This window comes from Pseudomonas sp. Ors-4-3C (assembly GCF_055755035.1).
On record NZ_CM146900.1, the window covers coordinates 577926 to 600208 of the forward strand.

At 59.2% G+C, this 22283-nt stretch carries 19 protein-coding genes and 2 tRNA genes; 7 read left to right on the forward strand and 14 right to left on the reverse strand.

All coding sequences use genetic code 11. The features are described from left to right. Nucleotides 1-24: 24 nt before the first annotated feature. From ACVHNU_RS02675 to rimO, 4 genes are all read right to left on the reverse strand, one after another. Nucleotides 25-492, reverse strand: a complete 468-nt coding sequence (locus ACVHNU_RS02675) for a YehS family protein (RefSeq protein ID WP_003222279.1) — start codon at nt 490-492, stop codon at nt 25-27. A 72-nt stretch (nt 493-564) separates the two neighbouring features. After that, nucleotides 565-1275, reverse strand: coding sequence for an rRNA pseudouridine synthase (locus ACVHNU_RS02680; RefSeq protein ID WP_003222280.1), 711 nt, complete (start codon nt 1273-1275; stop codon nt 565-567). Nucleotides 1276-1464: 189 nt separating this feature from the next. Then, nucleotides 1465-1938: a GNAT family N-acetyltransferase gene (locus ACVHNU_RS02685; protein WP_003222281.1), complete on the reverse strand. Its 474-nt coding sequence runs from the start codon at nt 1936-1938 to the stop codon at nt 1465-1467. A 219-nt stretch (nt 1939-2157) separates the two neighbouring features. Continuing rightward, complete coding sequence (gene rimO, locus ACVHNU_RS02690) at nt 2158-3495, reverse strand: 30S ribosomal protein S12 methylthiotransferase RimO (protein WP_003222282.1); 1338 nt, start codon at nt 3493-3495, stop codon at nt 2158-2160. A gap of 350 nt (nt 3496-3845) precedes the next feature. Here rimO and ACVHNU_RS02695 point away from each other — a divergent pair, with 350 nt between their 5' ends. Further along, complete coding sequence (locus ACVHNU_RS02695) at nt 3846-5687, forward strand: potassium transporter Kup (protein ID WP_400497827.1); 1842 nt, start codon at nt 3846-3848, stop codon at nt 5685-5687. Between the two features lie 195 nt (nt 5688-5882). Here ACVHNU_RS02695 and ACVHNU_RS02700 read toward each other — a convergent pair whose 3' ends face one another. Then, nucleotides 5883-6209: a DUF3077 domain-containing protein gene (locus ACVHNU_RS02700; protein ID WP_473018961.1), complete on the reverse strand. Its 327-nt coding sequence runs from the start codon at nt 6207-6209 to the stop codon at nt 5883-5885. 501 nt (nt 6210-6710) lie between these two features. Between ACVHNU_RS02700 and ACVHNU_RS02705 the strand changes: the two genes are divergently transcribed. The 3 genes from ACVHNU_RS02705 to ACVHNU_RS02715 are packed head-to-tail and all read left to right on the forward strand — an operon-like array spanning nt 6711 to nt 8846. Then, nucleotides 6711-7478, forward strand: coding sequence for a MarR family transcriptional regulator (locus ACVHNU_RS02705; protein ID WP_473018962.1), 768 nt, complete (start codon nt 6711-6713; stop codon nt 7476-7478). 1 nt (nt 7479) lies between these two features. Then, nucleotides 7480-8178, forward strand: coding sequence for a hypothetical protein (locus tag ACVHNU_RS02710; RefSeq protein ID WP_103484547.1), 699 nt, complete (start codon nt 7480-7482; stop codon nt 8176-8178). Further along, on the forward strand, nt 8175-8846 hold the full coding sequence (locus ACVHNU_RS02715; protein ID WP_080593226.1) for a PP2C family protein-serine/threonine phosphatase: 672 nt from the start codon (nt 8175-8177) through the stop codon (nt 8844-8846). Before ACVHNU_RS02710 ends, ACVHNU_RS02715 begins: the two co-directional genes overlap by 4 nt. A gap of 106 nt (nt 8847-8952) precedes the next feature. On the opposite strand, the gene ACVHNU_RS02720 is transcribed toward ACVHNU_RS02715, so the two are convergent. The 4 genes from ACVHNU_RS02720 to ACVHNU_RS02735 all read right to left on the reverse strand — a co-directional run bounded on the left by ACVHNU_RS02720 (nt 8953) and on the right by ACVHNU_RS02735 (nt 13537). Next, complete coding sequence (locus ACVHNU_RS02720) at nt 8953-10245, reverse strand: virulence factor family protein (RefSeq protein WP_003222292.1); 1293 nt, start codon at nt 10243-10245, stop codon at nt 8953-8955. Then, nucleotides 10245-12884 carry a bifunctional lysylphosphatidylglycerol flippase/synthetase MprF gene (mprF, locus tag ACVHNU_RS02725; RefSeq protein WP_003222293.1) on the reverse strand — a complete coding sequence of 880 codons (2640 nt, stop codon included), beginning with the start codon at nt 12882-12884 and terminating at the stop codon, nt 10245-10247. The genes ACVHNU_RS02720 and mprF overlap by 1 nt, the downstream gene beginning before the upstream one ends. 279 nt (nt 12885-13163) lie before the next feature. Then, a tRNA-Met gene (locus ACVHNU_RS02730) sits at nt 13164-13240 on the reverse strand. Nucleotides 13241-13460: 220 nt separating this feature from the next. Further along, nucleotides 13461-13537, reverse strand: a tRNA-Met gene (locus tag ACVHNU_RS02735). Between the two features lie 281 nt (nt 13538-13818). Here ACVHNU_RS02735 and dinB point away from each other — a divergent pair. Next, nucleotides 13819-14880 carry a DNA polymerase IV gene (dinB, locus tag ACVHNU_RS02740; RefSeq protein WP_003222295.1) on the forward strand — a complete coding sequence of 354 codons (1062 nt, stop codon included), beginning with the start codon at nt 13819-13821 and terminating at the stop codon, nt 14878-14880. 118 nt (nt 14881-14998) lie between these two features. On the opposite strand, the gene ACVHNU_RS02745 is transcribed toward dinB, so the two are convergent. The 4 genes from ACVHNU_RS02745 to ACVHNU_RS02760 all read right to left on the reverse strand — a co-directional run bounded on the left by ACVHNU_RS02745 (nt 14999) and on the right by ACVHNU_RS02760 (nt 19771). After that, nucleotides 14999-15952, reverse strand: a complete 954-nt coding sequence (locus ACVHNU_RS02745; protein ID WP_473018963.1) for a hypothetical protein — start codon at nt 15950-15952, stop codon at nt 14999-15001. Between the two features lie 17 nt (nt 15953-15969). Continuing rightward, on the reverse strand, nt 15970-17685 hold the full coding sequence (locus ACVHNU_RS02750) for a proline--tRNA ligase (protein ID WP_003222299.1): 1716 nt from the start codon (nt 17683-17685) through the stop codon (nt 15970-15972). A gap of 129 nt (nt 17686-17814) precedes the next feature. Then, nucleotides 17815-19374: an AmpG family muropeptide MFS transporter gene (locus ACVHNU_RS02755; protein ID WP_473018964.1), complete on the reverse strand. Its 1560-nt coding sequence runs from the start codon at nt 19372-19374 to the stop codon at nt 17815-17817. A gap of 43 nt (nt 19375-19417) precedes the next feature. Then, on the reverse strand, nt 19418-19771 hold the full coding sequence (locus ACVHNU_RS02760; RefSeq protein WP_003222304.1) for an MGMT family protein: 354 nt from the start codon (nt 19769-19771) through the stop codon (nt 19418-19420). A 165-nt stretch (nt 19772-19936) separates the two neighbouring features. On the opposite strand from ACVHNU_RS02760, the gene ACVHNU_RS02765 reads away from it, so the two are divergent. Next, nucleotides 19937-20944, forward strand: coding sequence for a DUF481 domain-containing protein (locus ACVHNU_RS02765; RefSeq protein ID WP_003222306.1), 1008 nt, complete (start codon nt 19937-19939; stop codon nt 20942-20944). A gap of 164 nt (nt 20945-21108) precedes the next feature. Here ACVHNU_RS02765 and ACVHNU_RS02770 read toward each other — a convergent pair whose 3' ends face one another. Beyond that, nucleotides 21109-21318, reverse strand: a complete 210-nt coding sequence (locus ACVHNU_RS02770) for a cold-shock protein (RefSeq protein ID WP_002554837.1) — start codon at nt 21316-21318, stop codon at nt 21109-21111. A gap of 353 nt (nt 21319-21671) precedes the next feature. On the opposite strand from ACVHNU_RS02770, the gene dcd reads away from it, so the two are divergent. Beyond that, nucleotides 21672-22238 carry a dCTP deaminase gene (dcd, locus tag ACVHNU_RS02775; RefSeq protein WP_003222308.1) on the forward strand — a complete coding sequence of 189 codons (567 nt, stop codon included), beginning with the start codon at nt 21672-21674 and terminating at the stop codon, nt 22236-22238. Nucleotides 22239-22283 lie beyond the last annotated feature (45 nt).

Sequence of the window (22283 nt, forward strand, 5' to 3'; positions counted from 1 at the left end):
CCGATTCAGAGCTTGTGGCGCAGATCAGCCGCGAACACGCAGGGTCAGGCCCTTGAGGAAGTTGCGCAGCAACTGGTCGCCGCACGGGCGGTAGTTGGTGTGGCCGACCTTGCGGAACAGTGCGCTCAGCTCAGGCTTGGACACCGGAAACTCGGCAGCCTTGAGGATCGCGTGCATGTCGTCCTCTTTGAGCTCGAAGGCCACGCGCAGCTTCTTCAGGATGATGTTGTTGGTCACCGGCACTTCGATCGGCTGCGGCGGACGGCTTTCGTCCTTGCCGCGCTTGAACACCACCAGACCGTCGAGGAAGTGCGCCATGACTTCATCCGGGCAGCGCACGAAGCCTTCTTCGTCTTCTTCTTTCTTGTCGAGGTATGCGACGACGTCTTTCAGCTCCACGTCCAGGCCGCCGAGCTTGATGATCTCGATGACTTTCTTGTCGCTGATGTCGAGCATGTAGCGCACGCTGCGCAATACGTCGTTATGAATCATGTGGGTAATCCTGATAATCGTTGTGGGCAACGCGCAGGCACGCTGCCGGAATGTGTGGCGGCAACAGAGGCTTTAGAACTTCTCTTTGCCGGACAGGTAGCGCCATTGGCCGAGCGGAACCTTGCCGATCGAGACGCCGCCGATGCGGATGCGACGAATGCCGACGACCTTCAGGCCAACCGCTTCACAGAACTGGGCGATGATCCCCGGCTGCGGGTTCTTCATGGCGAAGCGCAGGCGGTTTTCGTTCTGCCAGCTGGCCTTGACTGGCGGCAGTTCCTTGCCCTTGTGGGTGAGACCGTGCTGCAGGCGATTGAGGCCGTGGGCAACCATGTCGCCTTCGACTTCAACCACGTATTCCTGCTCGATCTTGGCCGCGTCGGCAGTCAGTTTGCGCAGTACTTTCCAGTCTTGGGTAAAGACCAGCAGACCGCTGGCCTTCGGCTGCAGATCGGCGCTGGCGGTCAGGCGCAGGAAGTGGCCGCGCAGCGGGCGTTTACCGTAGCGGTGCTCGTCGCTGAGGGTGTCGGCGCTGAGCGATTGCATGGCGGTGTCGACGTCCATGCCGGCCGGTACGTTGAGCAGAATGGTCACCGGCTCCGGCGCGGTGGCCTGGGCGTCCTTGTCGAGCTCGACCTTCTGGTCGCCGACCTTGAATTGCGGTTCGTCGATCACTTCGCCGTCCACGGTGACCCAGCCGCCCTCGATGAACAGCTCGGCCTCCCGGCGGGAGCAACCGACCAGTTCGATGAGGCGTTTGGAGAGGCGAATCGGGTCAGTCATGACAGGGCCGTAACAAAAAAGGGGTGAGCATTGTACCTGCCTGGCGCCGGTTAAGCCCGGTTCCATTTCGGTAGGTGGTTTTTTCTAGGAGTGAGCCTGCTCGCGATTGCCGTCTAACATTCAGCATTGATGTCGGCTGGTCCAGCGCTATCGCGAGCAGGCTCACTCCTACAAGGGTTCTTTGGTGTGTCAGGCATGCTTCGAGCGCTGCTGATTCTGCCGCAAGCGCATATGCAGCAGCGGATACGGCTGGCCCATGCCATCCACTTCCGACCGGCCGATCACTTCAAAGCCCTGCTTGAAGTAAAACCCCAGCGCCTGCGGGTTCTGTTCGTTGACGTCCAGTTCATCGGCATTCAGATGTTGCATGGCGTAGTTCAGCAATTGCTTGCCCAGCCCCTGGCCACGGTGCGCGGGATCGATAAACAGCATTTCGATCTTGCCGGCCGCCACCCCGGCGAATCCGGTGATGCGCTGCTGATGGTCCTTGGTGCAGATCAGCATCACCGCGTCCAGATAACGGGTGAGCACCAGATTGCGCAGCAACTCGATGTAGCTGTCCGGCAGAAAATCATGGGTCGCGCGGACCGAGGCCTCCCAGACCCGGGTCAGTTCCTGATAATCGCTGAGTTTCGGCGTGTGAATGACCGAATGCTGACGCATGCCCGATGGCCTCTTGTTCGTTTCAAGGGAGTCCTTCCCCCGGTAAACGATAGCCGTAAAAAAGCCCCGCATCTCGTAAAAAAGAGCGAGGCTTTTGATGACACGACTATCCCCTGTGGGAGCGGGCTTGCTCGCGAAAGCAGCGTATCGGTCGACATATCCAATGACTGATACACCGCCTTCGCGAGCAAGCCCGCTCCCACAGGTATTTTGTGGTGCTTAGATCTGCTCAGCCCACAGGTCGTATTCGTCAGCGTCAGTCACCTTGCACCAGACCTTGTCGCCCGGCTTGAGATTGCTGCCGTTGTCGATGAATACGTTACCGTCGATTTCCGGGGCATCGAAGAAGCAGCGGCCGACGGCGCCTTGCTCGTCGACTTCGTCCACCAGCACTTCGATCTCGCGGCCGATGCGCATTTGCAGGCGCGCCGAGCTGATCGCCTGCTGGTGCGCCATGAAGCGCTCCCAACGGTCTTGTTTGACGTCGTCCGGCACCACTTCCAGGTCCAGGTCATTGGCGGGCGCGCCATCGACCGGCGAATACTGGAAGCAGCCGACGCGGTCGAGCTGGGCTTCGGTCAGCCAGTTCAGCAGGTACTGGAAGTCTTCCTCGGTTTCGCCCGGGAAGCCGACGATGAAGGTCGAACGGATGATCAGGTCCGGGCAGATTTCGCGCCAGTTCTTGATCCGCGCCAGGGTCTTGTCTTCGAACGCCGGGCGTTTCATCGCCTTCAGCACTTTCGGGCTGGCGTGCTGGAACGGGATGTCCAGGTACGGCAGGATCTTGCCGGCGGCCATCAGCGGGATCAGCTCGTCGACGTGCGGGTACGGGTAAACGTAGTGCAGACGGACCCACACGCCCAAGGTACTCAGCGCTTCGCAGAGTTCGGTCATGCGGGTTTTCACCGGCGCGCCGTTCCAGAAACCGGTGCGGTATTTCACGTCGACGCCGTAGGCGCTGGTGTCTTGCGAGATCACCAGCAGCTCTTTGACGCCGGATTTGACCAGACGCTGGGCTTCGTCAAGTACATCACCCACCGGACGGCTGACCAGTTTGCCGCGCATCGACGGGATGATGCAGAAGCTGCAGCTGTGGTTGCAGCCTTCGGAAATCTTCAGGTAGGCGTAGTGACGCGGGGTCAGCTTGATGCCTTGCGGCGGCACCAGGTCGATCAGCGGGTTGTGATCCTGACGCGGTGGCACGACTTCGTGCACGGCGTTGACCACTTGCTCGTATTGCTGCGGACCGGTCACGGCCAGCACGCTCGGGTGTACGTCGCGGATATTGCCTTCTTCCACGCCCATGCAACCGGTGACGATCACCTTGCCGTTTTCCTTGATCGCTTCACCGATCACTTCCAGCGACTCAGCCTTGGCCGAGTCGATGAAGCCGCAGGTGTTGACCACCACCACGTCGGCATCCTGATAGGTGGACACCACGTCATAGCCTTCCATGCGCAGCTGGGTCAGGATGCGCTCGGAGTCGACCAGTGCTTTCGGGCAACCCAGAGATACGAAGCCAACCTTTGGATTGGCCGGCGCAGGAGTGGTGGACATGTCTAACCTCGGTGTTTTGTGACGTCGCTTGCCTGGTGTGGAAGCTGACGGATGGGCGCTTGAAGTGCGCCTCTGATCAAAAAGTGCGCAATTCTAGCGATGAGCAACGCACTTGACCAGCTTTATGCAGGGAAATACGACGAGTGCTGCGCTATGCTTCGCGCCGTTGAGCTTTACCAATTTTTTACAGTCAACAAAACGTCTGTAACAACAGGTAAAACAGCGCATGCTGCACCACAAAGCATAGTGCTTCATTCAAAGAAGCCGGTTCTGAGAAGTAGGAGTGTTGGATGGGTCAGGCAAGTAGTCAGGCGGCGGGCGCCGAGCATTCGGCTGCAAAACCGCTGAGCATGCTGGTCGCGGCAGTCGGGGTGGTTTACGGCGACATCGGCACGAGCCCGTTGTACACCCTCAAAGAAGTTTTTGCCGGTCACTATGGGGTGCCGGTCAACCACGACGGAGTCTTCGGGATTCTGGCGTTGATTTTCTGGTCGCTGATCTGGGTCGTGACGATCAAGTACGTGTTGTTCGTCCTGCGGGCCGACAACCAGGGTGAGGGGGGGATCATGGCGCTGACCGCCCTGGCGCGACGTGCATCCAGCCGCTATCCCAGGTTGCAGGCCGTGCTGGTGATTCTGGGGTTGATCGGCGCCGCGCTGTTTTACGGCGACAGCATGATCACCCCGGCCATCTCCGTGTTGTCCGCGGTTGAAGGTCTGGAGTTGGCGTTCGATGGCCTGGAGCGCTGGGTGGTGCCGATGGCACTGGTGGTCCTGGTCGCACTGTTCCTGATCCAGAAGCACGGCACCGATCGCATCGGCAAGCTGTTTGGCCCGGTGATGGTCGTGTGGTTCCTGGTGCTGGGTGGGCTGGGTGTCAGCGGGATCGTCAGGCACCCTGAAGTCTTGAATGCGCTGAACCCGATCTGGGGCGTGCGTTTCTTCATGGTTCACCCGGGCATGGGTGTGGCGATTCTCGGTGCGGTGGTGCTGGCGCTGACCGGTGCTGAAGCCCTGTATGCCGACATGGGCCACTTCGGGCGCAAGCCGATTGCCCGTGCCTGGCTGGTGCTGGTGCTGCCGGCGTTGGTGCTGAACTACTTCGGTCAGGGCGCATTGCTCCTGGAAAACCCGGAAGCGGCGCGTAACCCGTTCTACCTGCTAGCGCCGAACTGGGCACTGGTACCGCTGGTGGTGCTGGCGACCCTGGCCACGGTGATTGCTTCGCAAGCGGTGATTTCCGGCGCGTTCTCGTTGACCCGGCAGGCCATCCAGCTCGGTTACATCCCGCGCATGCACATTCAGCACACGTCCAGTGCTGAACAGGGGCAGATTTACATCGGTGCGGTGAACTGGGCGCTGATGGTCGGCGTGATCCTGCTGGTGATCGGTTTCGAGTCCTCCGGCGCATTGGCGTCTGCCTACGGCGTGGCAGTGACGGGCACCATGCTGATCACCAGTATTCTGGTGGCGGCGGTGATCCTGCTGCTGTGGAAATGGCCACCGCTGCTGGCGGTGCCGATTCTGCTTGGTTTCCTGCTGGTCGATGGCATGTTCTTCGCGGCCAACGTGCCGAAGATCATTCAGGGCGGTGCCTTCCCGGTGCTGGCGGGGATCGTGCTGTTCATCCTGATGACCACCTGGAAACGCGGCAAGGAGCTGCTGGTCGATCGCCTGGACGAAGGCGCGCTGCCGCTGCCGATCTTCATCAGCAGCATCCGCGTGCAACCACCGCACCGTGTGCAGGGCACCGCGGTGTTCCTCACCGCGCGCTCCGACGCCGTGCCGCACGCGTTGTTGCACAACCTGCTGCACAACCAGGTGTTGCACGAGCAAGTGGTGCTGCTGACCGTGGTCTACGAAGACATCCCGCGCGTGCCGCCGGCACGCCGCTTTGAGGTGGACTCCTACGGCGAAGGCTTCTTCCGGGTGATCCTGCACTTCGGCTTCACCGACGAGCCGGACGTGCCGCAGGCGTTGAAGCTGTGCCATCTGGATGATCTGGACTTCAGCCCGATGCGCACCACCTACTTCCTCAGCCGCGAAACGGTGATCGCCTCGAAACTCGAAGGCATGGCCCGCTGGCGCGAGGCGCTGTTCGCATTCATGTTGAAGAATGCCAACGGCAATTTGCGCTTCTTCAATCTGCCGCTGAACCGGGTGATTGAGTTGGGGACGCAGGTCGAGATGTAGGCCTGCATCAACTGAAAAGCCCCCGTCAGCCTTGTAGCTGGCGGGGGCTTTTCTGTGCTTCACATAAACCTCTAACTCACTGCAAATCCCCTGTGGGAGCGAGCTTGCTCGCGAAGGCCGAATGTCAGTCGAGACATGTGGTGGCTGATCCACCGCATTCGCGAGCAAGCTCGCTCCCACAAGGATTCTGTGGTGTCAGTGGCTTTCAGGCAATTCTTCTTCAGATTCGGTCTTCGTCCGCGCAGGTCGCGGCATCAGCGCTTGGATCACGTCATCAATCAAGGCTTTGCCCATCACCGTCAGGTAATGCGCAGACCAGGCATGGCGGTCGGTGTCTTTGATGAAGGCAGCGTCCTCAGCGAAGGATTTGGCGAGGAATAGCAGATCGGAAGCTTGCGACAGTGCATCAATGACGGGGACACCGGAGCGGACGTTGAATAGCGCCAGATCCGAGTTGTAGAGGAAAGAGGTAAAGCCGACGGTTGTGAGGTCCGAAGGTGATGAAGGACTTTGTTTGCTCATTGTTTCGCTCCATAAAACGAGGAGCTGCCGCATTCGTTACCACACGAATGGGTGGCAGCTGTACGCAGGGTGGTAAACCGGGAGAGCAAAGAAACCGGCAGACCCGAAGGTCTCCCACGCACAGCCGCCATGACTCGGAATTGCAGACGTAAAAACACCTGAGTCGTGTTGGGAGCGTTGTTGCACTTTGCTTAGCCGGGTTACCACACCCGATCACTGAATTGGTCAGCGACCTCTGGAGAGTATCCCGTCGAAAAAAAGCGCAACAGAGCGGCAAAGTGCCCAAACACGAGATTAGGAGTTTGCCTACAAGGTATGCGGACGTCATCTGATATTGCGACACCGGTAACCGGAATTAAGGTGGCGAGCAATCTCGGGGGCGGTGGATTCTCGAGTTGGCGCCACAGGAGGGGGTCGAATAAAGGGCTTGACGATCGGATATTTTGAATGAGACAAGTGTCCACGTTTTATGGAGTGTGGACGATTGGAGTTTTAAGCTTCATGAAGAGTCAAGACATTTTGCTTTTGTTCAAGATGACCAGCCTTCACGCTCAGGAGGAAAACCTCCTTGGGGTAATGGAGTCGGAGTCAAATTCGAACAGAGTCGAGGAGTTGTTGAAGCCCTACGTGGTCAGTCAAATGACGGCGGGCGGTCGGGTGGGGCAACCATTGGTCACCTACTCCACCGACGGTGAAGATACTGTATTCCGCCGACAGGATTTCGATTCGCCCTTGGACGATGAGGCGGGGTGGGAAGGGTGGTCGGAGCCGGTAGCTGTTCCGCCACTGGCGAGCTGGAGTGAAGGTTACTCGTTGCGTGCGTTGTCTGCTTCACTTGGGCTAAGCAAGAGCGAAGTTTCAAATTCCATCGCCAGGTGTCGTGTGTCCGGGCTGCTCACCAATGACTATGACACCGGACTTCCAAAAGTTAACCGGCGGCAGTTGCTAAACATCACCGAGCACGCTCTGAAATACTTTTTCCCTGTAAAGCCCGGGGCAATGGTTCGCGGCATCCCGACGGGTTTTGCAGCACCGGCACTGTCCAAAAGTATCAAAAGTGCTGGCGGACTGATTCCGGTTTGGCCAGATGCACTTGGAGCGGAGCGTGGACAGGCGATAGAGCCGCTCTACAAGACAGTGCCGGATGCGGTGAAGCGGGACAGGACCCTTTACCACTATCTTGCGCTTGCTGATGCAATCCGCCTTGGAGGTCCGCGAGAGTGTGGTGTTGCGGTCGACATTCTAAAAGCAGGGATGGGACTGAAATAACATGTCATCCAACGCTGATCACAACTACGAGCTTATAGAGTTTGTTGCTGAGGGTTTGGGAGAGGCGTTTCTCACGGAGGTTGCCTTTGTCGGAGGTTGCACCACAGCCATGCTGGTAACTGATGCTGTTGTGCTGGACGACATTCGCTTCACCGATGATGTTGACCTGGTGATCGAGCTAGCAGGCATTGGCGCCTGGCAGCAGCTTACCGAACGGTTGGCGGCCAGGAATTTCAAGATTACTGGCGAGGATGAAGTGAACTGTCGTTTCCGCTTCAACGACATCGTCGTTGACGTGATGCCTTCTGATCCCGAGGTTCTCGGATATGCCAACCGCTGGTTTGTAGAGGGGCTGGCGCGGGCCAATAAATTTACGTTGCCCAGCGGTACCGTCATCCAGATATTCAAACCGACCTATTTTCTCGCGACAAAACTGGAAGCCTTCAGTGGTCGTGGCGGTGGCGATCCATACCATAAAGACGTCGAAGACATCATTATCTTGATTGATGGACGTCCAGAGCTTTTAGAAGAGGTTCGGCAGGCGGAATCCGAGCTCAAAGAATTCATCACGAATGGAGTTCGAGCACTCAGGGTTCTCAGTGGCATTGACTATGTGATTGAAAGCTCGGGCTCGGTACAGGCCAATCCGGGAAGAGGGCAAATCATTCATGGGCGCATGAAAGAACTGGGCAGCGCATGAAATACCACGTCAGATCGGTAGCAGGGCGAGCCAGGAGAACCAACCATGACTTTGCTGGAGCGCTCTGTGATGGAGAAAACGGCGTATTTGTTATCACGGACGGTACATCGAGGGTTGGCAGTGGCCAGTTGGCTGAGTCCTTTGTGAAAGATGTTTTAGAGGTCTGGTCAAAACACTTTGATCACGGCCTCGATATTACTGAGTGCGAAGCTGTTGAACAGGTACTGCTTTCTATACTGGCCGACCTCCACCCCGTTTTGTTTGCAAGTCACACAGGCGCCACTTGTTATGTGGTGGGTGTCGCTGCTCATGGGAAACTCACGCTTGCGTATGAGGGTGATTGTTCGTGCGGTGTTGTGACGCCAGCAGGAGCGATCGAATGGATTACGTCGCCCCACTGTAAGGCTAACTGGAGGCGCGACCGTTCCCACTCCGAGCTGGCGCAAGATCCGGCTCGAAACCGGGTGACTCGATGCTTGAAGGCGAGTCGCGCACCGAACCCTGACTTTGTGTTTCATTCATTGACCCTAAGAGAACGACTGGTATTTGCAACCGATGGCTTTTGGGCGGAGCTAACCGAGTTACAGCAAAGCTACTTGCTAACAGCGCCGGATGGCAGCTGTATCGATGTAGAAGATGACATCACGTGGATAGATGTTCAGCTTTAGTCTCGGTATCGATAGAAGTTTCGACTGGCAGGAAGTGCTGCAAGTTTGCGTAAAAAAGCCCCCGTAACCGTGAGGTTGCGGGGGCTTTTCGTTGGAGCGCTTCAGATCACTCTGTCGGCTGATCCTTGCTCTGACGCTTCTCGATCAGGTCCACCAGACGCTTGGCCAGCGCCGGGTAGTTTTCGTCGAAGTGGTGGCCGCCAGGCAGCTTCACCGCTTCGCCCACCGCAGTCTTGTCGGTGCAGCCGCTTTCGTCGGTTTCTTCGGCGCCGTAGATGCACACTACTTTGGCCGCTGGCAGCTTGGCCATTTCCGGGCCGGTGGCGGCTTCTTTGCCGGCGTTGCCGAGCCAGCCTTCGACTTCGATTTCGAAGCTGCCGGTGCGGGCGAAGGCCAGCAGGATGATGGCGTCTACGCGCTGCTGCTCGGTGTCCGGCAGGCGGTTGTAGATCGCCGGCAGGACGTCGGCACCGAACGAATAACCGGTCAGGATGAAGCGCTTGGTGCCCCATTTCTGACGGTAGTGCTGCATCAGTTCGGTCAGGTCCAGGGCGCTTTGCTCCGGGCTCTTGTGCTGCCAGTAGTAGCGCAGGGTGTCGATGCCGACGACGGGATAGCCAATCTTGGCCATCTCGCCGGCCACATCGCGGTCGAGGTCGCGCCAGCCGCCGTCACCGGAAAGGAACAGGGTCACGGTGTCTTTGGCTTGACCGGCCGGCACTTCAACCACCGGAATCGCCAGACCGCCGTTGGCCTTGTCGCCGCCGACGAGGATCTTGCGCAGCTCGTTGTTCAGCACTTGCGGCAGATTGATGTCGTAGTCGCTGATGCTGGTTTCGGCGTTCGGTTGATCGCGCACGAAACCGGCGCTGGTGTCGTCCGGGTTGTCGTTCCATGCCACCAGCCAATGGCCGTGGGCCGCAGATTTCGGCAGCAGGTGGGTGCAGCCGGGTTTTTCCAGGGCCAGGTCAACCGAGATCGCCTGGGCCTTGTCGTCCTTCTGCTCGGACAACCAGCGCCAGGCCAGTACGGCGCCCGGGCCGATACCGCTGACCAGCGTGGCCGGGCCATTCAGTTCGCGCAGGCCGGTTTGCAGCGCGCGGCTCTGTTGCAGGCAGTCCTTGGGCAGAATCACCTGAACGATTTGCGCCGAGGCGCTGCGGCTCAGGGTGCTCAGTTGGTTGTCGGTCAGCTTCTGGTCGTCATTGACCGCTACCAGCACCTGAGCCTTGGGCTGGGTGCCGGGAACGACGCGGGTCATGACCGTGCCGTCGGCGGCAGTCAGCGGTTGCAGAGTCGGTTGCGGTGCCGGGCGTTTGAGGTACCAGTAACCGCCGCCGGCAATCACGGCCAGCACGATCAGTGCGGCCAGGATGTACTTCAGGGAGCGTTGAATCATCAGCGTTTCACCAATCCAGTCAAGCCGCCCGCGATCAGGGCAGCAGTATCGGCCAGCGCCACCAGCGGATCGAGTCCGGCGGGCACTGCCATATAACGGGGTTCCCAGTCAGGCTGGAACTTGTCTTTGAAGCGGCGCAAGCCTTGGAAGTTGTACAGCTGCTCACCACGGCGGAAGACCATCGAGCCCAGACGCTGGGTCAGCGGTGCACCACGCCGGGGTTGCAACCCCGACAACGGCACCATGCCCAGGCTGAAGCGCGCGTATCCGTGACTCTTATAGTGTTGAATCAAACCGACCATCAGGAATTCCATGGTCAGCTTGGGGGCGTCCGGGTGCGAGCGCATCAGATCGAGACTGGCCAGGTCATGGCTGTAAGTCTCGAGCAGGTTGGCGAACGCCACCGGGCGGCCTTCGAAGCGAATCACCGCAATGCGGAAATGCTTCAGGTAATCGTCGCTGAACCGACCGAGGGAGAAACCTTTCTCGCGCACGTTCTTGCCGGTCAGCCACGCATCGGAAATCACTTTCAACTCGTCCATCGGCGCCTGGCCCGGCTCGTGGATTTCCAGCGACAGGCCGTCGCGGGTCCCACGGTTCCAGGTGTAGCGCAGGTCCTTCATCTCTTTGCCCTTGGCTTCCAGGTCAAAGCGATGCAGATCGACCCGGGCTTCTTCGCCGAGCTTGATCGCGGTCAGGCCGATGTCCATGTAGTACGGCAGGTTCTCGGCACGTACCTGATAGAACACCGGACGGGTGTGATGGATGTCGCACAGGTCGCGGAACTGCCAGATCATTTCGGCACGCTGCTGGCCGGGGCCGATCGGGTCGTACAGCGCCACGAGGCTGCGGCCACGGCGGGCGTACATCAGGAACGCCTCGTCGTTGGGGTGAAACAGCAGTGCCTTGTCACCGGTCAGTGCCAGGCCGCCATCGGGTTGCGACGAGGCCATGAGGATCTTCGAGGCGCGTTCCAGTTCATCCGGTGTCGGCAGGTGAATCACCGGGCGCGCGGTGCGCAGCAGCCAGGTCAGGGCGATCACCAGCAACAGTACGGCAGCACCGAGCAGCGAGCGCAGGCCACGTGGCGCGTCAGCGTCGAGGGTGAACTGCCACCACAGTTGATGGCTGTAAGGCACGTCCTGATAGGCGAACAGCAGCAGCCAGGTCGAAGCCCCCAGCACGCAGAGGCTGGCAACCAGATACAGCGGCGAGAACGGTAGCTCGGTCAGGCGGCTCGGACGATAGAACGAACGGCGGAACACCCCCAGCAACGCAGCAGTGAGTGTCATCAGCGTGGCTTCTTCCCAGTCGAAGCCTTTGAGCAGCGAGAGCAGGGCGCCGACCAGCAACAGAATGGTGGTCAGCATCCACGCGGCAGACAGCCGACGACGCAGGCCCTGGGCGAGCAACAGGCACAGCACGCCGATCAGACTGGCGCCGAAGTGCGAGGCGTCGACCAGACGATGCGGGATCAGAAAACCGATGTGTTCGAGACGGGTGTCGATCTCCGGGGTAGCGCCGGAAAACAGCAGCACCACGCCGGACAGGAACACCAGCACCGCCAGAATGGGCGCCGCCAGACCGGACGCTGCGCGCATGGTCTGGGTCTGAAACAGGCGCTGGCCTTCGTTGATCAACAAGAACAGGCAGGCCACCAGTAGCGGCAGCACGACATAGATCAGGCGGTAGAGCAGCAGGGCGGCGGCCAGTGGCGCGGCACCGAGTGTGTCGGCGAACGCGGCGAGCAGGATCGCCTCGAAGACCCCGACACCCCCGGGCACATGGCTGAGCACGCCGGCGGCCAGGGCCAGCAGGTACACCAGCAGGAAGGCGCCGAACGGCGGGGCTTCCGGCAGCAGCAGGTAAAGCACGGTGGCTGCTGCGGCGACGTCGAGGGCGGTGATGATCAGTTGCAGGAAGGTCAGGCGGCGGCCCGGCAGGCGCAACGTCCGGCGCCCGGCCCTGACCAGCAGGTTATCGCGGTACGGTTGCTCCGGCAGGCGCCGGCGGTAGATGCCGATCGCCAGAATCGCGCCCAGACCCAGCACCACCATGGCAATCGTGCCGAGCAGGCCCTCTGACAGGCCCAGGGCGGCGGAAGCGGAAGGCAGGTCGCTGAGGGTCGCGAGAGCCGCCAGTGGTGGCAGGGCGCAGCCCAGCGACAGGCTGGCGAACAGCGTCATGTGGGCGACTTCTGATGCCCCCAGACCATGGCGTGCATATAAACGGTAGCGCACTGAGCCGCCGGACAGCAGCGACAGGCCGATGGCGTTGCCAATTGCAAACGCAGTGAAGCCGCCCAGCGCCAGCGTGCGCGGTGGCAGCGTCACGCCGGCATAGCGGCTGGCTGACCATTCATAGCCCAGCAATATGATGAAGCCGATCACCGTCGCACCCAATGCCCCGAGCAGAGCAGGTTTCGGTACGGCCAGGATCGAGTCATGCAGCGCGTAGAGATCGAGTTCGCTCAGCAGATGGCGACAGGCAATCAGCGCAATGGCAAACAACAGCAATGTGACCGCCAGACCGATAGGCTGGCGGTATTTGCTCAAACGATCCAGCAAGCGCAGGCGCTCGGGCTTGATCGGATGGTCTGCTGTGACGGTGTCTTGTGGATCAGACGAGTTGGCGCGCATCAATCACCTCTTGGATTGTGCGCGACAGGATGGAGGTATCCAGCCAAGTTACCAATCCCTGTAGAAAAAAATAATCACAAAATACTACGCCTCTCATCGGGTATCGGCGAGGGCGGGTCATGGATTGCAGACGTCTTGCCTGCGACTCAAGCATAGTCGCAACTCGGCGGGTCTGACGATCCTGAGTGTTTCACTGCAGCGTGACAGATCATTGTTGCGAAAGGACTTTTTCCACAGATACAAAAAAGGCCACTCTTTCGAGCAGCCTTTTTTGATGTTTGGTTGCGGGAGCCGGATTTGAACCGACGACCTTCGGGTTATGAGCCCGACGAGCTACCAGACTGCTCCATCCCGCGTCTGTGTGGCGGCATTCTACAGGCGAACGGCGAGGTGTCAACCGCTAATCCCGTAAAGGGTCAAATAAGTGTGAATTTGCGTCAAACGGTCGCAGTGGTGCGGTAAGTTTCGGAAATGCAACGAATTCCTGTTCGCCCGGATGTGCGTGATGTGGAGGCCGGTCTGAAAAACAGACAGGCACAAAAAAGGCCACTCTTTCGAGTAGCCTTTTTTGATGTTTGGTTGCGGGAGCCGGATTTGAACCGACGACCTTCGGGTTATGAGCCCGACGAGCTACCAGACTGCTCCATCCCGCGTCTGTGTGTCGGCATTCTACAGAGGAACGCCGGTCTGTCAACCTTGAATTCAGATAAATCTGTTCTTGTTCAATCGGTTAGCGCTTTTTACAGGGCCGGCGAAGGGTGTGCAGGGCAGGTGGGGCAAGGCTTTCAGCTCTATCGGCAGGAGATTTTCGATTGAGAAAATAAATTCACGGTTGTTTTCCTACAGCCTGAAAAGAACATTCAGCACTACTGGTGCTATATACAGGTGTCAGTGAGATACTGCGGATCCGGCTCGCCATGTTTCCTTTTCTGTCATGACCCAACGAAAAATCATCCACGTCGACTGCGACTGTTTCTACGCCGCCATCGAGATGCGCGACGACCCGAACCTGGCAGGCAAGCCGCTGGCGGTGGGCGGGTCGGCGGATCGGCGCGGGGTGATTGCTACCTGTAACTATGAAGCACGGGCGTATGGCGTACGTTCGGCGATGTCATCCGGACATGCCTTGAAGCTGTGCCCCGACCTGACCATCGTCAAGCCGCGCATGGACGCCTATCGCGAAGCTTCCAAGGAAATTCATACGATCTTTCGCGATTACACCGACCTGATCGAACCGCTGTCGCTGGACGAGGCCTACCTCGACGTCTCCGACAGCGCGCATTTTGGCGGCAGCGCCACGCGAATTGCCCAGGACATTCGTCGCCGGGTCTCCAATCAGTTGCACATCACCGTGTCTGCGGGTGTTGCGCCGAACAAGTTTTTGGCGAAAATCGCCAGTGACTGGAAGAAGCCCAACGGGTTGTTCGTCATTACCCCGGATCAGGTCGAGGATTTTGTCAGTGGTCTGCCGGTGAGCAAGTTGCACGGCGTCGGCAAAGTTACCGCCGACAAGCTGGGCAAGCTCGGCATCGTCGACTGCCTGCAACTGCGTGAGTGGGACAAGTTGGCGCTGGTGCGCGAATTCGGCAGTTTCGGTGAGCGACTGTGGAGTCTGGCCCGTGGGATCGATGACCGGTTGGTGCACAACGACAGTCGCCGTCAGTCAATCAGCGTGGAAAACACCTACGACGTTGATCTGCCCGATCTGCGCAGTTGCCTGGACAAATTGCCGGAGCTGCTGGAAACCCTGAAAACCCGCATGGAGCGGATCGACAGCAGCTATCGCCCGGGCAAGCCGTTCGTCAAAGTGAAGTTTCATGACTTTACCCAGACCACACTGGAGCAAGCCGGGGCAGGGCGCGATCTGGGCAGTTATCAGTTGATGTTGACGCAGGCGTTCAACCGGGGCGGGAAACCGGTGCGGTTGTTGGGGGTGGGGGTCAGGCTGGAGGATTTGCGGGGTGGGTTTGAGCAGATGGAGTTGTTTGAGCGCTAATTGCTGCGGTGTTGCTGATGCCGCTTTCGCGAGCAAGCCCGCTCCCACATTTGATCGAGTTCCTTCAGTGGAATGCAATCAACTGTGGGAGCGGGCTTGCTCGCGAAGCTTTTCAGCCTTAATTCGGTCCCGGATCCGCCACCAGACGCCCGGCATCCTTGGTCAGCGACTTGAGAAACTCGGCCTGTAACTCAGGATCGTTACGCGTCAGTTCGATCAGGCTTTGCTCCAACTCGCTGGCTTCCTCTTCCAGACCCAGCTCCGACAGACGCTTGACCCGGTGGACCCACTGGCTCACTTCGTCGTCTTCCAGATCGTCGTAAATCAAACCGTGGGCTTCGAGCAACTTGCTGCGCAAATGGCTGCTGATGGCCAGGGACGAATCGCTGTGCACGTCATCCTTGCCGTCTTCAACGCTGATCTGCAGCTTGCCGATATGATTCAGGTCATTTTCGGCGAACGGACTGTCCAGCAGGTTCAGGCGCAGCACACCGTTGCGGTCGGTGGTCATGTCGAATGTCTGCTTGCCAGCCTTGACCTGCACCGGACGCTCGCTCCACGGCAGGCTCGAATACTCCATGCGCTTGTCGCGCTGGACTTCATCGATACTGGCCAGATTCTGTTGCGCACGACCATGGGATTGCATGTTCATAGCCGGGTTGAGCCCGTCCAGACCGTAGCTCAACCAATCCCTGGTCATGCTGTCCGGCAAGTTGCCGAGTGCGAAGACGTTGACCACGTTGGCGCCGATACCCCCCACCAGCGCAACCGCACCCAGCGGAATCTCGTAGATTTTCCGCCAGGGCTGGTAAGGCGTATAGCGATCGTAATGCCGCGTGACCTCGAACTCGGTGACCTCGAAGGTCTTCTGTTCGCTGATCTTCACGCGGCGTTGCGGCAGTTCGAGCACCTTGGGCTCACCGACGTCGATCTGCAGGCTGTGATCGAGCAATTTACGCTCGATCCGCTCTTCGTGCTCGCTGCGCTGTGACATGTGATTGGCGCAGCCGCTGACCAGCAGGGCGCCGCATAAGGCGGCGCCACCGAGGCCCAGGGTGTTTCGCTTGAACATGAGGTCTCTATCTGGATTCAGCGGCGGATACGGGCCTGAAGGAAGGACAGCACATCGGCAACCGGCAGCGCTTGCGCTTCGGCCTCGGTGCGGCTCTTGTATTCCAGGTTGCCTTCGGCGAGACCACGGTCGCTGACCACGATCCGGTGTGGAATGCCGATCAGCTCCATGTCCGCGAACTTGATGCCCGGGCTGGTTTTCTTGTCGCGATCGTCCAGCAGCACTTCGAAACCGGCCGCAGTCAGTTCTGCGTACAGCTTGTCAGTGGCTTCGCGCACCTGCTCGGTTTCATAGCGCAGCGGTACCAGGGCGATCTGGAACGGCGCCAGGGTGTCGCTCCAGATGATGCCTTTGTCGTCGTTGTTCTGCTCGATGGCAGCAGCCACCACGCGGGATACGCCGATACCGTAGCAACCCATTTCCAGGGTCACCGGCTTACCGTTCTCGCCCAGCACTTCGCACTTCATCGCCTTGCTGTACTTGTTGCCCAGCTGGAAGATGTGCCCGACTTCGATGCCACGCTTGATTTCCAGGGTGCCTTTGCCGTCCGGGCTTGGGTCACCGGCGACGACGTTACGCAGGTCGGCGACGGTCGGAACCGGCAGATCGCGCTCCCAGTTCACGCCGAAGTAGTGCTTGTCGTCGATGTTCGCGCCGATACCGAAGTCGCTCATCAGTTCGACCGAGCGGTCGATGATGATTGGCAGTGGCAGGTTCAGCGGGCCGAGCGAACCGGCGCCGGCGCCAATGGCGTCACGCAGTTCGGCATCGGAAGCCATGACCAGCGGGCTGGCAACGCCCGGCTGCTGGGCGGCCTTGATTTCGTTGAGTTCGTGGTCGCCACGGATGACCAGGGCAATCAGCTTGCCTGGCTCTTCGGCGTGGACGATCAGGGTCTTGATGGTCTTTTCAATCGGCAGATTGAATTTTTCCACCAGGGCGGCAATGGTCTTGGTATCTGGGGTGTCGACCAGGCGCAGCTCTTCGGTCGGTGCTGGACGCGAGGTTTCGCGTGGCACGGCTTCGGCTTTTTCGATGTTCGCGGCGTAGTCGGAGCCGTTGCTGAAGACGATATCGTCTTCGCCGGACTCGGCCAGTACGTGGAATTCATGGGAGCCAGCGCCACCGATCGAACCGTTGTCGGCTTCAACCGGACGGAATTTCAGACCCAGACGGGTGAACACGTTGCAGTACGCTTGATGCATGCGGTCGTAGGTGACCTGCAGCGAAGCCTGATCGGCGTGGAACGAGTAGGCGTCCTTCATGATGAATTCACGGCCGCGCATCAAACCGAAGCGTGGGCGGATTTCGTCACGGAATTTGGTCTGGATCTGGTACAGGTTGATCGGCAACTGCTTGTAGCTGCTCAACTCGTTGCGCATCAGATCGGTGATCACTTCTTCGTGGGTCGGGCCCGCGCAGAAGTCACGACCGTGGCGGTCTTTGATGCGCAGCAGCTCAGGGCCGTATTCTTCCCAGCGCCCCGATTCCTGCCACAACTCGGCCGGTTGGGTGCTCGGCATCAACACTTCAAGAGAACCGGCAGCGTTCATTTCTTCGCGAACGATGGCTTCAACCTTGCGCATTACCCGCAAGCCCATCGGCAGCCAGGTGTACAGGCCCGAAGCGAGTTTGCGGATCATGCCGGCGCGCAGCATCAGCTGATGGCTGACGACGACCGCATCGGAAGGCGTTTCTTTCTGTGTGGCGAGCAAAAATTGACTGGTGCGCATGGTTGGCCGTTGTCGGTTGCTATGACTGGAAATGACGGAGCAGTGTACCGGCGAGATTTGCCGACGTACAGGATTGCGCTCGGCGGTGAGGCTCAACGGCGGGAATCCTCCCGCCGTATCTGAATTGTCCTACGACTCTTCGACCACGCTGGTCGGCACAGGCTCGGGCGTTGGTGTCGGGCCTTCGCGGCGGTTTTCCTGAAACCAGTGCAGGGCGATCAGCACCAGGGTCGGCACGCCGAGCAGCGCCGTGATCATGAAGAAGTTGTGGTAGCCGAACTTCTCGACCATTACCCCGGAATAACCGCCGATCAGGCGCGGCAGCAACAGCATGATCGAGCTGAGCAGGGCGTACTGGGTGGCCGAGAACTTCAGGTTGGTCAGACTCGACAGGTAGGCGACGAAGGCTGAGGTCGCCATCCCCGAACTGAAGTTGTCGAGGGAGATGGTCACCACCAGCATCTGCAGGTTCGGGCCCATGTCAGCCAGCATCACGAACAGCAGGTTGGTTGCCGCCGAAGCTGCGCCGCCAATGAACAGGATCGGCAGGATGCCGAAGCGCACGATCAGCAGGCCGCCCATCCCGGCGCCGAGGAGGGTCATGATCAGGCCGAAGATCTTGCTGACGCTGGCGATCTGATCCTTGGTGAAGCCCTGGTCGATATAGAACACGTTGGCCATCACGCCCATCACCGTGTCGGACATCCGGTAAGTGGCTATCAGCCCGAGCAACAGCAACGCCTGCCAGCGGTAGCGCAGGATGAAGTCGTTGACCGGGGTCAGCACCGGCGCCAGGCCGCGACGGCCCATGGTCGACAGGCACAGGCCGGTGAGCAGGGTGTAGAGGATGGCGCGCAGGAAGGCGCGGTCTTCGAGCAACAGGTCGAGCGGGCTCATATTGCCGAACAGCACGCCGGCGAAATCGGTGTTGTAGAGCTGGGTGACCATCGCTGGAACCGACACCAGCAATACGATCAGCACGAATACCGAGGCCAGTTGGTGCCCGAAACTGTAGCGGCCGGCCTGCAACTGCGTGCGCAGTGGCACTGGCGGTTCGCGCATCAGCAGCGAGGTCAGCAGGGCAGGGATCATCAATACCCCGAACAGGGCGTAGGTGCCGGTCCAGGCCGAGTGTTGATAGTTGAAACCGGTGGAGCCGAAGCCCTCGGCAAAGAACAGCGCGCCCGCCGTGGCGAGCAGGGCGGCGACGCGATAGCCGGACATGTAACTGGCAGCCAGCGCGGCCTGGCGGCTGTCGTCGGCGATTTCCAGGCGATAGGCGTCGACCGCGATGTCTTGGGTGGCGGAGGCGAAGGCGACGATGACGGCAATGGCGATCAGCCAGGACAGGTGTTTCTGCGGATCACAGAAGCCCATGCCGATCAGGCCCAGAATCACCAGGGTCTGCGAGAGCACCAGCCACGAACGGCGGCGGCCAAGCTTGCCCAATAAAGGCAGGCGCCATTGGTCGAGCAGCGGTGACCACACCCATTTGAAGGCGTAGGCCAGGCCGATCAGGCTGGCGTAGCCGATGGTTTCACGGGCAACACCGGCTTCACGCAGCCAGACGGAAAGCGTCGAAAACACCAGCATGTACGGCAGGCCGGCAGCAAAACCGAGCAACAACAGCACGAGCGTCGAAGGACTGGCATAGGCGGCGAGCGCGGCGCGCCAGGTTTTACGGGGCATGGGCTGAAGTCTGCCTCAAGATTGCGAAAACAAAGCGCGCACTCTAACCGCTGTGCTCTATCGGACGCCAGCCATGGCGCTGAATATCCACACGATTGTTCAGGACGGTGACGCCTTCAGAACGCAATCGTGCCCGTTGTTCGTCCCCCGAGGGGCTGCCCGGCGGCAGGCTGATCCGACCGCCGGCGCCCAATACCCGGTGCCACGGCAGCCTGGTATCGGCGGGTAGCTGGCTCAGGGTCCGGCCGACCCAGCGGGCGGCGCGCCCCAACCCCGCGAGTTCAGCCAACTGACCATAGCTGACCACTTTGCCCTCAGGTACTTGAGCAAGTGTCGAATAGAGAGCCGTGCGTCGGATTTGCGCCGGGCTTTCGTCGGGATGGGGTGGCTCTTTCACCTGCGCCGTTCCTGAACAAGAGGTGGTGGATGGGGTCAAGGGTAATCCGTCGGCGCGCAGATGAGAAATGAACTCAATGGAAATCGCCCGGTCAGTCCTTGTCAGGGTCTTATTCCTACGGATAATGCCGACCTTTTCTCGCAAACTTGAGCCCTCGATCCGCTTATGCTGTCCAGAACCTTGCTGTGCCTTGCTGTCTTCAGTGCCTCCACGCCGCTGCTTGCCGATACCGTCTGGTTAAAGAACGGTGACAAGTTGAGCGGTAAGATTTCCTTGTTCGACGGCGGCAAATTGCTGATCCAGACCCAGTATGCGGGGGCGGTCAGCATCGACTGGAAAGAGGTCAAGACCTTGCAAAGCGATCAGGAGTTGCTGGTCAAGCAGGATGCCTACAGTGGTGAGAAAGCCAAGTCGCTGACCGCCGCCGATGACGGCAAGGTCACCTTGGCCAACGGTGAGGCGCCGAAGACCGTGGAGCTGGCGAGTATCCAGCAGATTCTCAAGCCGAAACCGGTGGTCGAGGATCTGGTGTGGAAGGGTAATGTGGGTCTGGCTCTGGATTATCAGCGTGCGGAAAAGGATACCGACGACTACGACATTGACTTCAAGACCACCGCGCGTCATGGCCGCTGGCGGCACACTGCCGAGGGCGAATACAACCGCGAAGTGCAGGACGAGCAGGTCACCACCAATAACTGGCGCGCCGAATACGCACTTGACCGCTTCCTCACCGACAAGTGGTTCTGGCAGGGTCGCCTGAACTACAAGCGTGACTATATTGAGGAACTGTCGCGTCAGCGCGTCGTTGGTACGGGTCCGGGCTACCAGTTCTGGGACGACGAACTGGGCGCGTTCTCGCTCGGTTCGTTGCTCAACCGCACCGATTACGAATACAGCGATGGCGGCAAGGACAACTTCTATTCGGTCGCCATGAAGTGGGATTACAACCGCTACCTGATCGGCAAAAAAGTCGAGTTCTTCACCAATGGCGAACTGGGCAAGCCACTCTCTGACGTAGCCAACTACGCGCTGGATGCCGAGATGGGCCTGCGCTACAAGGTCACCGACTGGGCGTCGCTCAACCTCAAGGCTGAACGCGACATCATCAGTGGCACCAAGGACGCGGATTTGAACAAGACCCGCTACACCGCAGGGTTTGGCGTGGCCTGGTAAAGCACAAGCAAAAGATCGCAGCCTGCGGCAGCGTCTACAAAGGGATGGTGTTCATCCTGTAGAAGCTGCCGCAGGCTGCGATCTTTTTTTGCGCGTGGAAAAACACACGCCCACAAAAAAGCCCCGCTTTTGAGGGCGGGGCTCTTTTCTAAAGAAGCTACAAGTTAGATAACTTGTACTTCTTCAGCTTGCATGCCTTTCTGACCGCGGGTAGCGATGAAAGAAACCTGTTGGCCTTCTTTCAGGCTTTTGAAGCCGTCGGATTGGATAGCTTTGAAGTGAACGAACAGGTCGTCACCGGATTGTGGAGTGATGAAGCCGAAGCCTTTTTCATCGTTGAACCACTTAACGGTACCGGTTTGGCGATTAGACATGGTGTAACTCCTTGAACAAAGATAACTGCGACTCAGGAAGAACCCTGGCCGAGACTGAGTGCAAAGAGCAGGAAAAATTCTTGTAGATGGTTGGATCGAAATTCAACATATCGTGTAGAGATTCTCAGTGACACAAGCAACACAGTGGCGCCACCTTAACCCTTTTTCCGGAACGTGCCAATGTTTCTTGCGAAGGTTTCTCTGTTTTAGGGATCGGCGGTGTGACAGTTCGTCGCCAGAACCCGTATTTCCAGCGTGTTCGGCGAGAATTTCAGTGTGGACTTTGAACACGGCGGCGCGCCCGGTAAGATGCCGGACAGATTTTTTCCACCTCGCTATTCAGGACACCCGCCATGAGCATCAAATCGGACAAGTGGATTCGCCGCATGGCGCAGGAACACGGCATGATCGAGCCTTTCGTCGAGCGCCAGGTGCGCGGCAGCGACGACAGCCGTGTGATTTCCTACGGTGTGTCGAGCTACGGCTACGATGTGCGCTGCACCAACCATTTCAAGGTGTTCACCAACATCAATTCGGCGATCGTCGATCCGAAGAACTTCGATGCCGGCAGCTTCGTCGACATTCACAGCGACGTCTGCATCATTCCGCCGAACTCCTTCGCCCTGGCCAGCACCGTCGAATACTTCCGCATTCCGCGCAACGTATTGACCATCTGCCTGGGTAAAAGCACCTACGCGCGCTGCGGCATCATCGTCAACGTCACTCCGCTCGAGCCTGAGTGGGAAGGTCACGTGACGCTAGAATTCTCCAACACCACCAACCTGCCGGCGAAAATCTACGCCAACGAAGGCGTGGCGCAGATGCTGTTCCTCGAATCCGACGAGCAGTGCGAAGTTTCGTACAAGGATCGCGGCGGTAAATATCAGGGCCAGCGTGGCGTGACTCTGCCGCGTACCTGATCCATCCGGCAGTTCGCGGGAATTCTTTGGCGGGCAGACACTCTA

Bases quoted from the DNA above. Each gene is read 5' to 3' on its own strand.
- ACVHNU_RS02675 (WP_003222279.1), bottom strand. From the start codon at position 492: ATGATTCATAACGACGTATTGCGCAGCGTGCGCTACATGCTCGACATC.
- ACVHNU_RS02695 (WP_400497827.1), top strand. From the start codon at position 3,846: ATGCTGGTCGCGGCAGTCGGGGTGGTTTACGGCGACATCGGCACGAGC.
- rimO (WP_003222282.1), bottom strand. From the start codon at position 3,495: ATGTCCACCACTCCTGCGCCGGCCAATCCAAAGGTTGGCTTCGTATCT.
- ACVHNU_RS02685 (WP_003222281.1), bottom strand. From the start codon at position 1,938: ATGCGTCAGCATTCGGTCATTCACACGCCGAAACTCAGCGATTATCAG.
- ACVHNU_RS02705 (WP_473018962.1), top strand. From the start codon at position 6,711: ATGAAGAGTCAAGACATTTTGCTTTTGTTCAAGATGACCAGCCTTCAC.
- ACVHNU_RS02750 (WP_003222299.1), bottom strand. From the start codon at position 17,685: ATGCGCACCAGTCAATTTTTGCTCGCCACACAGAAAGAAACGCCTTCC.
- ACVHNU_RS02755 (WP_473018964.1), bottom strand. From the start codon at position 19,374: ATGCCCCGTAAAACCTGGCGCGCCGCGCTCGCCGCCTATGCCAGTCCT.
- ACVHNU_RS02765 (WP_003222306.1), top strand. From the start codon at position 19,937: ATGCTGTCCAGAACCTTGCTGTGCCTTGCTGTCTTCAGTGCCTCCACG.
- dcd (WP_003222308.1), top strand. From the start codon at position 21,672: ATGAGCATCAAATCGGACAAGTGGATTCGCCGCATGGCGCAGGAACAC.
- ACVHNU_RS02715 (WP_080593226.1), top strand. From the start codon at position 8,175: ATGAAATACCACGTCAGATCGGTAGCAGGGCGAGCCAGGAGAACCAAC.
- dinB (WP_003222295.1), top strand. From the start codon at position 13,819: ATGACCCAACGAAAAATCATCCACGTCGACTGCGACTGTTTCTACGCC.
- ACVHNU_RS02720 (WP_003222292.1), bottom strand. From the start codon at position 10,245: ATGATTCAACGCTCCCTGAAGTACATCCTGGCCGCACTGATCGTGCTG.
- ACVHNU_RS02745 (WP_473018963.1), bottom strand. From the start codon at position 15,952: ATGTTCAAGCGAAACACCCTGGGCCTCGGTGGCGCCGCCTTATGCGGC.
- ACVHNU_RS02770 (WP_002554837.1), bottom strand. From the start codon at position 21,318: ATGTCTAATCGCCAAACCGGTACCGTTAAGTGGTTCAACGATGAAAAA.
- mprF (WP_003222293.1), bottom strand. From the start codon at position 12,884: ATGCGCGCCAACTCGTCTGATCCACAAGACACCGTCACAGCAGACCAT.
- ACVHNU_RS02710 (WP_103484547.1), top strand. From the start codon at position 7,480: ATGTCATCCAACGCTGATCACAACTACGAGCTTATAGAGTTTGTTGCT.
- ACVHNU_RS02680 (WP_003222280.1), bottom strand. From the start codon at position 1,275: ATGACTGACCCGATTCGCCTCTCCAAACGCCTCATCGAACTGGTCGGT.
- ACVHNU_RS02700 (WP_473018961.1), bottom strand. From the start codon at position 6,209: ATGAGCAAACAAAGTCCTTCATCACCTTCGGACCTCACAACCGTCGGC.